Source organism: Flavobacterium sp. IMCC34852 (assembly GCF_030643905.1).
GTDB classification, from domain to species: Bacteria; Bacteroidota; Bacteroidia; order Flavobacteriales; family Flavobacteriaceae; genus Flavobacterium; species Flavobacterium rivulicola.
Genome location: NZ_CP121446.1, coordinates 1,518,997 through 1,532,743, shown reverse-complemented (window position 1 = coordinate 1,532,743; position 13,747 = coordinate 1,518,997). Strand labels below are relative to the sequence as shown.

At 37.6% G+C, this 13,747-nt stretch carries 10 protein-coding genes; 1 reads left to right on the top strand and 9 read right to left on the bottom strand.

Going from position 1 to position 13,747, the window contains the following annotated elements:
* Nucleotides 1–1,446 carry an MBOAT family O-acyltransferase gene (locus P7V56_RS06570; RefSeq protein ID WP_171222349.1) on the bottom strand — a complete coding sequence of 482 codons (1,446 nt, stop codon included), beginning with the start codon at nucleotides 1,444–1,446 and terminating at the stop codon, nucleotides 1–3.
* Between the two features lie 317 nt (nucleotides 1,447–1,763).
* Between P7V56_RS06570 and P7V56_RS06565 the strand changes: the two genes are divergently transcribed.
* Nucleotides 1,764–2,480 (top strand): hypothetical protein, encoded by a 717-nt coding sequence (locus tag P7V56_RS06565; protein WP_171222348.1) that lies wholly within the window; start codon nucleotides 1,764–1,766, stop codon nucleotides 2,478–2,480.
* Nucleotides 2,481–2,533: 53 nt separating this feature from the next.
* Here P7V56_RS06565 and rpsA read toward each other — a convergent pair whose 3' ends face one another.
* The 8 genes from rpsA to P7V56_RS06525 form a co-directional block, all read right to left on the bottom strand.
* Nucleotides 2,534–4,309 carry a 30S ribosomal protein S1 gene (rpsA, locus tag P7V56_RS06560; RefSeq protein WP_171222347.1) on the bottom strand — a complete coding sequence of 592 codons (1,776 nt, stop codon included), beginning with the start codon at nucleotides 4,307–4,309 and terminating at the stop codon, nucleotides 2,534–2,536.
* A gap of 367 nt (nucleotides 4,310–4,676) precedes the next feature.
* Nucleotides 4,677–5,933 (bottom strand): nucleoside permease, encoded by a 1,257-nt coding sequence (locus P7V56_RS06555; RefSeq protein ID WP_171222346.1) that lies wholly within the window; start codon nucleotides 5,931–5,933, stop codon nucleotides 4,677–4,679.
* Between the two features lie 67 nt (nucleotides 5,934–6,000).
* Complete coding sequence (cmk, locus tag P7V56_RS06550) at nucleotides 6,001–6,696, bottom strand: (d)CMP kinase (RefSeq protein ID WP_171222345.1); 696 nt, start codon at nucleotides 6,694–6,696, stop codon at nucleotides 6,001–6,003.
* 50 nt (nucleotides 6,697–6,746) lie between these two features.
* Nucleotides 6,747–7,778, bottom strand: a complete 1,032-nt coding sequence (gene porQ / locus P7V56_RS06545) for a type IX secretion system protein PorQ (RefSeq protein WP_171222344.1) — start codon at nucleotides 7,776–7,778, stop codon at nucleotides 6,747–6,749.
* A gap of 131 nt (nucleotides 7,779–7,909) precedes the next feature.
* Nucleotides 7,910–10,363 (bottom strand): endopeptidase La, encoded by a 2,454-nt coding sequence (lon, locus tag P7V56_RS06540; RefSeq protein WP_171222343.1) that lies wholly within the window; start codon nucleotides 10,361–10,363, stop codon nucleotides 7,910–7,912.
* Between the two features lie 222 nt (nucleotides 10,364–10,585).
* Complete coding sequence (locus P7V56_RS06535; RefSeq protein WP_171222342.1) at nucleotides 10,586–11,485, bottom strand: DUF6252 domain-containing protein; 900 nt, start codon at nucleotides 11,483–11,485, stop codon at nucleotides 10,586–10,588.
* A gap of 36 nt (nucleotides 11,486–11,521) precedes the next feature.
* Nucleotides 11,522–12,823 (bottom strand): MFS transporter, encoded by a 1,302-nt coding sequence (locus tag P7V56_RS06530; protein WP_171222341.1) that lies wholly within the window; start codon nucleotides 12,821–12,823, stop codon nucleotides 11,522–11,524.
* 65 nt (nucleotides 12,824–12,888) lie between these two features.
* The gene (locus P7V56_RS06525; protein WP_171222340.1) at nucleotides 12,889–13,707 is read right to left on the bottom strand and encodes a M48 family metallopeptidase; all 819 of its coding nucleotides are present in this window, start codon (nucleotides 13,705–13,707) and stop codon (nucleotides 12,889–12,891) included.
* Between the last annotated feature and the right edge of the window lie 40 nt (nucleotides 13,708–13,747).

The window sequence follows — 13,747 nt, the reverse complement described above, 5'->3', positions numbered from 1 at the left end:
TTAAAATTGGAAATAAATAAACTGTTGCTCTTTAGCATCTGCGCAATAAAAAATAACGGCGATGATAGCATAATAGAAAGCCCAACGTATTGGTCTTTTCCATTGCAAACCCAATTTGGCTAAGGCAAAAGGCTGTTCTCTTCCCAACCATTCCATTACCAAAAAGAAAGCCAACATGATAAAAGTATTAGAGTTGGCCGGCATTTTGGTGGGTAAGGCAAACAAACTCCATGAAAACATATCCGAGACATAATTTAAAGCCTGTGTTAAATCGGTTGCTCTGAAAAATATCCACGCCAAAACCGTCAAACAAAATGTGAGCATTACTTGGAAAAACTCTTTGAGCGTAGGTAAATATCTGCCTTGTGCTACAATATCGAGATTGTTTCTGTTGGTTTTAAATACAATCGAAGGCATGATATACAAGGCATTGAGCAATCCCCAAACGATGAAAGTCCAGTTGGCACCATGCCAAAAACCACTAACTATAAAAATGACAAATGTATTTCTGACTTTCATCCACATACCGCCTTGGCTTCCGCCTAACGGAATGTATAGATAGTCTCGGAACCAAGAAGACAATGAAATGTGCCAGCGACGCCAAAACTCGGCTATATCTCTGGAGAAATACGGAAAAGAAAAATTTCGCAATAAATCAATGCCAAAGAGTTTGGCCGTACCAATAGCAATATCGGAATAGCCTGAAAAATCACCGTAAATTTGGAACGCAAAATAAACTGCGCCCAAAAAGAGTGTGCTTCCGGAATAGTCTCCGGAGTTATTAAAAATTTCATTGGCGTATTCGGCGCATTTATCAGCGATGACGATTTTTTTAAACAATCCCCAAAGAATTTGTCGCAGTCCATCAGCGGCATAAGTAAAATCAAAAGTTCTTTTCTTTTTTATTTGAGGTAATAAATGCGTCGCTCTTTCTATCGGTCCGGCCACCAATAACGGAAAGAAACTGACAAAGAGTGAATAGTCAATAAAATCGCGCTTCACTTTTATTTTGTCTTTGTAAATATCAATAACATAGGACAAACCGTGAAAAGTATAGAATGAAATTCCAACCGGGAGAATTACTTCCAGTGTCCATGGATTAACCTGAAAACCTATATTCGCAATAGCCGCTGCAAACTCAGTAATGAAAAAATTATAGTATTTAAAAAACCCTAAAAAGCCTAAGTTCACTGAAATGCTAAACCAAAACCAAAAATTTTTGACCCGCTGATTATTGGCTTCCGCCATTTTGACCCCGGAAAAATAATCCAGTACCGTAGAAAAAACGAGCAGAAACAGAAACCGCCAATCCCAACAAGCATAAAAGAAATAGCTCGCTACCACTAATAGTATATTCTGATGGCGTAAGTTTTTGCGGCATACCAACCAGTACAATATAAAAACTACCGGTAAGAATAAGGCAAAGCTTAGGGAGTTGAAGAGCATGGTTTAACCTTGTTTTGTCCAAATATAGCAAATTAGTTGACAACAAGTTAAAAACAAAAAAGCTCCGATTAGCCGAAATTTACTTTGTCCATCATTATTGGATTTATAGAGTAAGTATCAAAATTTTGCCGCTATGACCCCGTCAATCACATGAATGGCTTTATTAAATTGGTTTACTTTTTCATGTTCTTTTTTCGGAAAACTTTAACAACTGTAGAGTTGCAATTAATAGTCCGGCGGAAAAGGAGTGAAAATTTATTTTTGTAAATTAGATTTTCTAAAACAGCACGTATCAATCATTTAAAAAATACTTTACAATGTTGGTAAACAAGTTAAACTTAGAAAAAGAATTACTTTCCAAAAGAAAAAAATTCAAATCTGAAGCTGATATTTTAGCCGAAGTACAATCGATTTTAGCGGAGAATGATTTAGTTCGTGAACGCATTATTGAGAAGTTGGAACTAAAAAGTTCAACAAAACCAAATCAGCTGAATTTTGATTTATTAGAAGCCGATAAAATTTTTCATTTGGAGCAAATTAGAACCATTTGCATTGATTACCGGCTGCGCTTTTTAGACAGTAATATCTTCAAAAATGAAATTCCGGAAGAAGCGATTTCAAAAATCAGAATGCTGGAGAAAGAGCATGAAACTTCGTTAGAAGGTTTTAAAATCATTGCGCCCAGCAAAGCTTTTCATTTGTTGAATTATGATGATCCGTTGCTTTTTATTCCCATCGGGAACGATTATTATTATTTGATTCACCAATGGGGAACCGAGATGAATCCGTGGCGAAAATTATTGGTTTTACCGATTAAGAATTTGGGCAATTTCACCATCACAAGTATATTATTAAGCATTATTATCGCGCTGTTGGTACCCGAAAACAATTTGAGCAAATCAGTTCCGCTGGCTTCTCTAATTGTATTTCTTTTTGCTTTCAAATCCATCTTTGCGGTTTTTGCTTATTACTTTTTTATGATGGGGAAAAACTTTAACGAGGAGATTTGGCAACGGCAGTATTATAATAACTAAACCATAAAAAAAGCCCCGATTACTCGGGGCTTTTTATTTATCAAAAACAAGAATTATTTCTTTTTCTCGCTTTTTTCCATTTTTGCTTTTAATCCGGCAAGAACGTCATTGGCATCTCCAAGAGTAGCTGCAGGAGCATTGTTAGTAGAAGATACTGTTTCAACAGCAGCTTTTACGTTTTTCTCTTCTTCTTCTCTGAAAATAGCCGTGTGTGAAGCCACCACTCTTTTGAATTCTTTGTTGAACTCAATTACTTTGAATTCAGCTTCTTCACCTTTTTTCAATTTCTTACCATCTTCTTTTTCTAAGTGACGTGTTGGGATAAACGCAACAACATCATCTCCGAAATCTACAGTAGCACCTTTGTCAACAATCTCAGCGATAGTTCCGGTGTGGATAGTTCCAACAGCGAAAGCATCTTCATGTTTGTCCCAAGGATTAGCAGTAGTTTGTTTGTGCCCTAAAGATAATTTACGGCCTTCAACATCCAACTCTAATACTACTACCTCTAATTTATCACCTACGTTAACAAATTCTGATGGGTGTTTGATTTTCTTAGTCCAAGATAAATCAGAGATGTATACTAAACCGTCAATTCCTTCTTCTAACTCAACGAAAATTCCGAAGTTAGTAAAGTTTCTAACGATTCCTGTGTGTTTAGAACCTACAGGGTATTTAGAAGTAATATCAGTCCAAGGATCTTGCGTTAATTGTTTGATACCTAAAGACATTTTACGATCATCTCTGTCTAAAGTTAAGATAACTGCCTCAACAGTGTCACCAACTTTAACGAAATCTTGTGCACTTCTTAAGTGAGTTGACCAAGACATTTCAGAAACGTGGATCAAACCTTCAACACCTTCAGCCACTTCGATAAATGCACCGTAATCAGCGATTACTACTACTTTACCTTTTACTTTATCTCCAATAGTTAATTTAGAGTCTAAAGCATCCCATGGATGAGCGTTTAATTGTTTTAAACCTAATTGGATTCTTGTTTTCTCATCATCGAAATCAAGGATTACCACGTTTAATTTTTGGTCTAATTCAAGCACTTCGCTTGGGTGATTGATTCTTGACCAAGAAAGGTCAGTAATGTGGATTAATCCATCAACACCACCTAAATCAATAAACACACCGTAAGAAGTAATGTTTTTAACAACACCTTCTAATACTTGTCCTTTTTCTAATTGACCAATGATTTCTTTTTTCTGAACTTCGATGTCAGCTTCGATAAGCGCTTTGTGTGAAACAACAACGTTTTTGAATTCGTGGTTAATTTTTACCACTTTGAACTCCATCATTTTGTTTACGTATACATCATAGTCACGGATAGGTTTCACATCAATTTGTGATCCCGGTAAGAACGCTTCGATACCGAATACGTCCACGATCATACCACCTTTAGTTCTACATTTAACAAAACCGTTAACGATTTCTCCGGTTTCATTAGCTGCAATAACTCTATCCCATGATTTGATAGTTCTTGCTTTTCTGTGTGATAATACTAATTGACCTGTTTTGTCCTCACGAACGTCGATTAATACTTCAACTTTGTCCCCAACTTTCAAGTTCGGGTTGTAACGGAACTCATTCAAAGAGATAACTCCTTCTGATTTCGCGTTAATGTCAACGATTGCGTCTCTGTCAGTAATTCTAACTACTACACCTTCTACTACTTCTTCTTGGTCGGTAGAGATAAAAGTTTTAGTAACTAAATCTTCAAACTCTTGTAAGTTTTTCTCGTCTACTGCGTCAATTCCTTCTGCGTAATTGTGCCAGTTAAATTCGTTTAAAAACGCTTGTTGTTCTTTGTTTAATTCAGACATGCTGATAAAAAATTTGTATGCTATGCTTCTTGAGTTTCTTGATGCGAATAAAAACACAGCAGTGTTAGTTATAAGTTGTTTTACCCTTTCGAAAACTCTACTCCGCCAAAAGGACTGCAAAAGTAAGCATAATTTCTTAATTACAAAACAATTAGAAAAGAAAAAAGACCAAAGAAAAAGAGAAAAGACGGTTTCTTTTTAGAAGCGAATGGCTTGGGAATTATCGGGTTATGCAATTCCTGCTATTCGCTTTACTTCGTGCTCGCTACTATCAGGGCTAGATGAGAATGGTCTTGATTTCTTGGCAACAAAAAAGCCCAACCGATTTTAAAATCCGTTAGGCCTAATTGATATAAAATAAATATTTTTAATGACTCACATTCGCCACCGCTTTCGGGTCGTGTTTGTGCTTGAATAAAACGGCAAAAGCAATTGCAATAACCAATGAATAAGCCGCAAAAGCCAACCAGATGTTGTGCCAATCTCTGGCACCATCATGCGTAAAAAACTTGTCAATGGCCCAACCGGAAGTAAAGCTTCCTAAAACAGCTCCAAAACCATTAGTCATCATCATAAACAATCCTTGTGCTGAGGAACGAATCTTAGCGTTGGTGGAAGTTTCAACAAATAAAGAACCGGAGATGTTAAAGAAGTCAAAGGCCATTCCGTAAACGATACAAGACATGATAATCATCCACAATCCATCGGTTGGATTGCCGTAAGCGAATAATCCGAAACGCAATACCCAAGCCAGCATAGAAATCAACATGACTTGTTTGATCCCAAATCGTTTTAAGAAAAACGGAATCGCCAAAATAAATAAGGTTTCCGAAACTTGAGAAATCGACATAATGATGGTAGAATATTTCACCACAAATGAATCGGCATATTCCGGTACATTTTTAAACTCATCCAAAAAAACATCTCCATAAGCATTGGTCAACTGCAAAGCGCCACCCAAAAACATAGAGAAGATAAAAAACAAAGCCATTTTATAAGTACCGAATAATTTGAAAGCTTCCAATCCTAACGATTCAATTAAAGATGCTTTTTCGGCTTTGGTATGCTGTGGTTTACATTTTGGCAAAGTAAAAGAATACAATCCTAACATAACAGCGGCTATTCCGGCTATATAAAATTGGTAAGCAGTGGCTTTATTGCCCGACAAATTAGTCAACCACATAGCCGCAATAAAACCAATGGTTCCCCAAACCCTAATCGGTGGAAAATCTTTGACAACATCGCTGTCATCACTGTTTTTTAAAGCGGTATAGGAAATCGAATTTGACAAAGCAATCGTTGGCATATAACAACACATAGCCAAGAGCATCACATAAATAAAATTGTCCGGTGTAGTAACTTGAGGAAGATAAAATAAAACTAAAGCGTAACAAATATGAAGAACGCCATATAATTTTTCTGCGTTAACCCAACGGTCAGCTATAATTCCGGTTAAGGTTGGCATGAACAAAGAAGCAATTCCCATGGTACCAAATACCAATCCGAATTTTGTTCCATCCCATTGTTTGGTTCCGAACCAAAAGTTGGCAATCGTAATAAGCCACGCACCCCAAACAAAGAACTGAAAGAAGTTCATGGCAATTAATCTGTTTTTTATACTCATAATAGTGGTTTTTGGTTTTATAATATCAACCCGTAAATCTACTATTTATATTGAGATAAACAAATATTTACAATGATTTCGAAACTTTACTGACTAAGGATAAGACTTCTTCAAACTGTTCTTCACGAGTTAGTGCCGAATTGTCAATTTCTATGGCACCAACGGCTTTGACCAACGGAGAATCATCTCTGTGAGTATCAATATGGTCGCGCTCTTCCACATTTTTTAAAACCGCTTCAAAGGTTACATTTTCTCCTTTGGCCTGCAACTCATCATAACGACGACGCGCTCTGGTTTCCGGACTGGCGGTCATGAATATTTTAAGTTCGGCTTCCGGAAAAACTACGGTTCCTATATCGCGACCATCCATGACGATACCTTTCTTTTTGCCCATTGATTGTTGTTGTTCTACCAATTTGGCACGAACCTCAGAAACCTCAGCCACTTTACTAACAAAACTCGACACTTCTATCGTTCTGATTTCCTTTTCGACATTGACACCATTCAAATACATTTCGGCAAACCCCAAGTCGGTGTTGAACTCAAAATGCAATTTGATAAACGGCAAACTGTTGATTAAAGTTTCTTTGTCGAAAAACTCTGCGCCAATACAACCGTTTTGCATCGCAAAGTAAGTCACCGCACGATACATCGCACCAGAATCAACATAAACATAGCCTAAATGTTTGGCCAACTGCTTGGCTAAAGTGCTTTTCCCGGTGGAGGAAAATCCGTCAATGGCAATGGTAATTTTTTTACTCACAATTTTAAAATTATTTTTTGGTGTTCGTGAACCTTCGGTTTCATTAGTGTTTAATATCGGTTTCCAGAAAAATCAATGGTCAAGCCAAATAAGCTGGTGTTGGCCGCCAAAGTGTATCGGGAATACGAGTAATTGAATTTTAAATTATTGACTTTCAAACCGAAACCCACCGACAATCCGGAAAAATTTCGCTGCTCTAAGATACGTAATTCTTCGGCTCTTCTGAAATTATAACCTAATCGGATGTTGAATCCTTTCTCCGGAAACAATTCAGCACCCACAATTACGTGGCGCAAAGCGTTGTTAAAAAAAGAAACTTTTTCCGGTGTAGCACCGCCATCCAAATTGCCTTCTGCCCTATTCGGATTGGCAAATGCAACTTGCCATTGCTGCATATTTTCTAATGTCAAATGCCAACGAATCGGCACATTTTCCATCAATTGGGAAACCCCAATTAATACTTCTAATGGCAATTTTTCTCTGGTTTCGGCATAAGGAGTAATTTGTGTCCCGAGATTTCGGATGGAAATAGCCCAATTGACATCGTTTCGGGTATCGATAAATAAGGCGCCAATATCAACGGCTGCGCCAAAAGAATTGTAACTCTCCAAAGTGGAAGAAATCAGTTTGGCATTGGCACCAATATAAAAATCGGTAAAAGGAATATTGTAAGCATACCCAAAAGACAGTGCAATTTCGCTTCCCGTAAAATCAGATGTTTGCTGGCCGTTTTCGTCATAACCGTCAAACTTACCGTAATTCACATAATTGACTCCGCCAAAAAACGTTTGTACATGTCGGTCATAAGTGTAAGCATAAGAAGCCGTTCCATAAGTCACTTCTCCAAAATAACTGCCGTAATTCAATGACAACTTATTGTCCATTTCCACATTAATACAGGCCGGATTAAAATGGGCTTGGTTGACATCTTGGTCATAAAAAGTAATCACTTTTCCGCCAATAGCGGCTTGTCTTGGTGAAGTTACTAAGTTTAGAAATTGGTACACCGACCTACCGCCAACTTGTCCGAAAGCGACCAAACCGACCAGGCAAAAAGCAATACAAATTGTTTTTCTAAACATTAAAAAAGACTTATGGCTATTACTATAACGGAATTGCGAAGATATTATTTTATATCGGAGGAAAAAAAGTAAATAAAAAAAGGCAGGAGTTTATTTTACTCGTGCCTTTTTATTTTTTCTAATTTTGAGTTTTATTGCAATGTTTTAGCATTTTTTACCTTTTGGTTGGTCAAAGCTACGTCAATGACTTCACTCATTTCTTTTACGTAATGAAACGTCAAACCTTCGATGTATTCCGGTTTGATTTCATCGATATCACTTTTGTTTTCGTGACACAAAATGATTTCTTTGATGTTGGCTCTTTTGGCTGCCAATATTTTTTCTTTGATACCGCCAACCGGTAATACTTTGCCACGAAGTGTGATTTCGCCTGTCATGGCCAAATTTTTCTTCACTTTCTTTTGTGTATATAATGACACTAAAGATGTCAGCATTGCGATTCCTGCACTTGGTCCGTCTTTGGGCGTTGCGCCTTCCGGAACGTGTAAGTGAATGTTGTATTTGCCAATCATCTCCGGGTCGAGCCCAAAAAGTTCTGCGTTAGCTTTGATATATTCTAAAGCGATGGTCGCCGATTCTTTCATTACCGTTCCTAAATTTCCGGTTAAGGTTAAAGTACCTTTTCCGGTAGAAATTAATGACTCTATGAATAAAATATCGCCTCCAACAGACGTCCAAGCCAAACCGGTAACTACTCCCGCTACATCATTGCTTTCCGATTTGTCTCTGGCTAATTTGGGCGCACCTAAAATTTTGACAATATCTTCATCGGTTAGTTTTTTGTTGTACTCTTCTTCCATCGCAACCGATTTGGCAGCGTTTCTGATTACCTGAGCAATCTTGGCTTCCAAACTACGAACACCGGATTCGCGGGTATAGCCTTCCACTATTTTTTCCAATTGCTTTTTGCCTACCGTTAAATCTTTGGTTGACAAACCATGCTCTTTTAATTGTTTGGGCAACAAATGCTGACGGGCAATTTCAATTTTTTCTTCAATGGTATAACCTGTCATTTTGATGACTTCCATTCGGTCTTTCAAAGCAGGTTGAATAGCTGCCATGTTGTTAGAAGTCGCAATAAACATCACTTTTGACAAATCATAACCCATTTCGAGGAAATTATCATAGAACTCATTATTTTGTTCAGGATCTAAAACCTCCAACAATGCCGAAGATGGATCACCTTGATGGCTGTTAGACAATTTATCAATTTCATCCAACACAAACACCGGATTGGAGGTTCCTGCTTTTTTCAAACTTTGAATGATTCTTCCTGGCATGGCACCGATATACGTTTTACGGTGACCGCGAATTTCTGCTTCATCACGCAAACCACCTAACGAAATACGAACATATTCTCTACCCAAAGCTTCCGCAATGGATTTTCCGATAGACGTTTTACCAACACCCGGAGGTCCGGTTAAACAAATTATGGGCGACTTCATGTCGTTTCTCAATTTCAATACGGCTAAATGTTCGATAATTCTTTTCTTAACATCTTCCAAACCAAAATGGTCGCGATCTAATATTTTAACCGCGCGTTTTAAGTCGAAATTGTCTTTAGAATATTTATTCCAAGGCAATTCTAAAAACAATTCTAAATAATTTCTTTGGATACCAAAATCGGGGGCTTGCGGATTCATGCGTTGTAGTTTGGAAATTTCTTTCTCAAAATGCTTAGCGGTTTTCTCGTCCCAAGTTTTGGTTTTGGCCTTTTGGCGCATTTCTTCAATTTCCTGCTCATACGAAACGCCACCCAATTCTTCTTGGATGGTTTTCATTTGTTGGTGCAAGAAATATTCGCGTTGTTGTTGGTCGAGGTCAAAACGCACTTTAGATTGGATATCGTTCTTTAATTCCAACTTTTGCAATTCAACATTCATGTAGCGCAACGTTTCCAAAGCTCTTTCTTTCAACACATTAATCATCAACAAATCTTGCTTTTCCTTAACTGTTAGGTTCATATTAGAAGAAACAAAATTGATTAGGAATGACTGACTTTCGATATTTTTTATGGCAAATGTTGCTTCGGTTGGAATATTCGGGCTTTCCTTGATAATCTCAATAGCCAATTCACGGATGGAATCAACGATGGCTTGAAACTCGGTATCTAATTTTCCCGGACGCTTTTCTTCTACTTCTTTGATGGTAGCTTTTAAATAAGGTACTTCCGAAGTTACGGCGTCTATTTCGAAACGCTTTTTCCCTTGGAGAATTACGGTAATATTACCATCAGGCATTTTTAAAACCCTCAGAATTTGGGCAACAGTTCCAATGGTATGAATATCATTCTTGGTTGGATCTTCATCTTCCTCATTCTTCTGCGCTACTACTCCAATGATTTTATTACCGGCATTGGCATCATTTATCAGTTTGATGGATTTATCACGACCGGCAGTAATCGGAATGACTACACCCGGAAATAAAACAGTATTGCGAAGTGGTAAAATGGGCAATGAATTGGGTAACTCTTCCTTATTCATTTCCTCCTCATCTTCGGGAGTCAAAAGCGGAATTAAATCCGTTTCGGTATCGAACTCTTGTAATGACAGATTGTCAAGAGTTAAAATATTGCGGTTTGACATGTGGTATTTGATTTAGTCAAGATGACATTAAAAATTATATAATGCTAAACAAAAGTAGGACAACTTTTAAAAGTAATAAATTAAAATCGATGTACAACAGTTGTTATAGCCTAAATTCAACATTATTGTAATGCTAAAGTTGAGTGCTGTATGATGACAAGGATTGTGCCGTAAAAAAAATCCGCCAATTTGGCGGATTTTATATTTGGACAATATAGAAAATTAATTGTATTCGACATCAAAGGCACCTTCGGTAATCGTTTTGGTAGTAGTACCATCTGAGGCTTGAAAGTTGAATGTTCCTTTAATTCTTGTTGCTGTTTTACTGATAATGGTGACCGAACCTGAAACCGAATCATAATCGGTATCGCCTAAGGTATAAACTCCTTGTGCACTGTCAACGGCCACATTTCCGGTAATGGCATAAGTTCCGGCTCCAACACTTCTTCTTACAGAAACATTGATAGCATTTAAATCGGCATCTTCAGCGGCTATGGTTAACCATTCTTCAGCGCCAACAAAAAATTCGGCTGTAAAAATATCGGTATCAACAAACTCAACTCCACCAACTTTTGCAAAAAAAGAATCTCCGGTTTGTCCTTGTGTTACAAAAGGAATATTTTCAAATACACCATTAGAGAACTGTACCGGTAAAATTGAAGTAGTTGTAGTATCTGACCAATAACCTTTAAAACTAAATGTTCCGGAAATGGTATTGTTAGTTGTATTGATACTGGTAATAGTTATAGAACCTGTATTTTCTTCAGGATTATCAAAATTAGTTGACCAATAACCAAACTCTGAACCTGCCGGTGTAAAAGCTAATATGTTAGTGTTTGCAGGATAAGTTCCGGTGGCTGATGCTTCCACTAAAAGACCAAACCCTTCACCGTTAGGTTTTACCCCTGAAATAGTGATATAATTTCCTCCAATGAGTGCTTGAGCGGTTGAGGCAACCCAAGTATTTCCGCTAAAATCCGCTTTGAAAACTGCCGGACCGGTATTTCCTCCACCAAAATTATCTAAATCAATGGCCGGATCAATAGGTTCATTTTCGCAAGAAGTAAAGGTAAAAGCCGTAAGGAACAAAAATATTCCGGCTAAAAATTTGATGTTTTTCATAACCATTTTGTAAATATTGCTCAAATATAATTTTTTTTAAATTGATGACAAGTGTTTTTTTGGGATTCTCAACAATAATAACAATCCACATAAGAAAAACAATCCTAAAAAAACAATAGCAAACCTCGGACTTCCTGTGATTTGGTCAATTAATCCATAGACCATCATTCCGATGACAATGCCAATTTTTTCAGAGACATCATAAAAACTAAAAAAAGAGGCGGTGTCTTCTGTTTCCGGCAAAAACTTGGAATAAGTTGAACGCGCTAACGATTGAATTCCGCCCATCACTAAGCCGACTAAAGAAGCCATAATGTAGAATTCCATTGGGGTTGTTATAAAATAAGCGAATCCGCATAACAGTAACCAAAAGGCATTCAGTACAATCAATACTGTAACATTTCCGAATTTACCGGAAGCTCTGGAAGTTAAAAATGCGCCTAAAACAGCAATCAATTGAATCAAAAGAATACAAGTAATCAGACCCGTTTGGCTTTCTTCGGCATTGGCCCACTCTATTTCTTGAGCACCAAAATAAGTGGCTACCAGCATAACTGTTTGCACTGCCATGCTAAATACAAAAAAGCTCAGTAAATAACGCTTTAAAGGGATTTCGTTTTGCAGTTTACGCCATACTTTTTTTAATTCTTTAAATCCATTGAAGACCACGGCACGGGTAACTTTTTGCTGATTAGAATTTCCTTTGGGTAAATAATAATAAGAATACTGACTAAAGAGAATCCACCAAATACCCACCATCACAAAAGAGTATTTCATCATCGCTATTTTGTCGGCGTTATCCGCGGTCATAATCATTATTAAATTGATTATCAACAGTAAAACACTGCCTATGTATCCCATAGAATAGCCTCGCGCACTGATTTTGTCTTGTTGCGCTTCAAAAGCGATATCCGGTAAATACGAATTGTAAAAAACCAAACTGCCCCAAAATCCTATCAATCCAAAAAAGTAAAACACCAAGCCAACCACTATATTTTCTAAATCAAAAAAATACAGTCCGATACACGACAAAGCACCGATGTAATTGAACGTACGCATGAAAATTTTCTTGTTCCCGGTATAATCTGCAATACCTGATAATAAAGGGGAAAATACGGCTACACACAAAAAGGCGGCGGCCGTAACAAAACTGATCAAAGCCGAATTCTTGAAACTATAGCCGAACAAATCCACATAAGGGTTGTCTTTGTCAAACAAGGCATTGTAAAAAATCGGGAAAACTGCCGAAGCAATTACTAAACTGTAAACCGAATTAGCCCAGTCATAGAAAGCCCAAGCGTTGAGTAATTTTGGATGACCTTTAGGAAGTGCTGACATAAAAATAGGGTTTAAATAAAAAATCCCGCTCAACAAGGAACGGGATTCAAATATAAGTTATTTTTTTATTTAAATGTAACACCAAACTTAGCAGCTTCTGCTTTTGCAGCAGGAATTTGTTTTTTGATGTTGGCGATTCTGGTTTCGTCAGACGGGTGCGTACTCATGAATTCCGGTGGTTTTTGCCCGCCCGATTTAGCCGACATTCTTAGCCAAAAATCAACTGCTTTTTCAGGATTATATCCTGCAATGGCCATCAATTTCAATCCGATCATATCAGCCTCACTTTCATGGCTTCTGCTAAAAGGCATCATGGCTCCAAACTGTGAAACTCCCGAATAGGCTAACATGGCTAACTGTTGGGTTTCGGCACTTTTCCCTCCGGTGGCTACAGCAACTCCGGCGGCTCCGGCTTGTTGTAACATCCCGGCACTCATGCGTTGCTGACCGTGATTGGCTAGTGCATGTGATACTTCATGCCCCATAACTGTGGCTAATCCGGTTTCGTCTAAAGTGATTGGAAGAATTCCCGAGTATACAACGATTTTTCCGCCCGGCATACACCAAGCATTGACTTCTTTGCTTTCCACCAATTTGTATTCCCATTGGTAATCTTTTAAGTAGTCAGAATACCCGTTAGCGTTTAACCATTTCTCGGCAGCGGCTTTGATTTTCATACCAACCGTTTCCACTCTTTTCGCATCAGTTGTTCCGACTACTACTTTGTTTTCTTTTAAGAATGTTCCGTATTGCTGAAATGCTGTCGGAAAAATTTGGCTGTTATCTACCAACGCCATGGTACTTTTTCCGGTAAACGGGTTTTTAGCACACGAAACTACCAATAGTACAGACAGCAAGGCAAAAAATAAAATTCCTTTTTTCATAATTGTTTTATTTGAATTACAAATTTACCCATTTCATGTT

What these genes read in the sequence shown, in the direction of transcription:
- P7V56_RS06535 (WP_171222342.1), bottom strand. Translation starts at nt 11,485, where the DNA reads ATGAAAAACATCAAATTTTTAGCCGGAATATTTTTGTTCCTTACGGCT.
- P7V56_RS06570 (WP_171222349.1), bottom strand. Translation starts at nt 1,446, where the DNA reads ATGCTCTTCAACTCCCTAAGCTTTGCCTTATTCTTACCGGTAGTTTTT.
- porQ (WP_171222344.1), bottom strand. Translation starts at nt 7,778, where the DNA reads ATGTTTAGAAAAACAATTTGTATTGCTTTTTGCCTGGTCGGTTTGGTC.
- P7V56_RS06555 (WP_171222346.1), bottom strand. Translation starts at nt 5,933, where the DNA reads ATGAGTATAAAAAACAGATTAATTGCCATGAACTTCTTTCAGTTCTTT.
- P7V56_RS06565 (WP_171222348.1), top strand. Translation starts at nt 1,764, where the DNA reads ATGTTGGTAAACAAGTTAAACTTAGAAAAAGAATTACTTTCCAAAAGA.
- P7V56_RS06530 (WP_171222341.1), bottom strand. Translation starts at nt 12,823, where the DNA reads ATGTCAGCACTTCCTAAAGGTCATCCAAAATTACTCAACGCTTGGGCT.
- lon (WP_171222343.1), bottom strand. Translation starts at nt 10,363, where the DNA reads ATGTCAAACCGCAATATTTTAACTCTTGACAATCTGTCATTACAAGAG.
- P7V56_RS06525 (WP_171222340.1), bottom strand. Translation starts at nt 13,707, where the DNA reads ATGAAAAAAGGAATTTTATTTTTTGCCTTGCTGTCTGTACTATTGGTA.
- rpsA (WP_171222347.1), bottom strand. Translation starts at nt 4,309, where the DNA reads ATGTCTGAATTAAACAAAGAACAACAAGCGTTTTTAAACGAATTTAAC.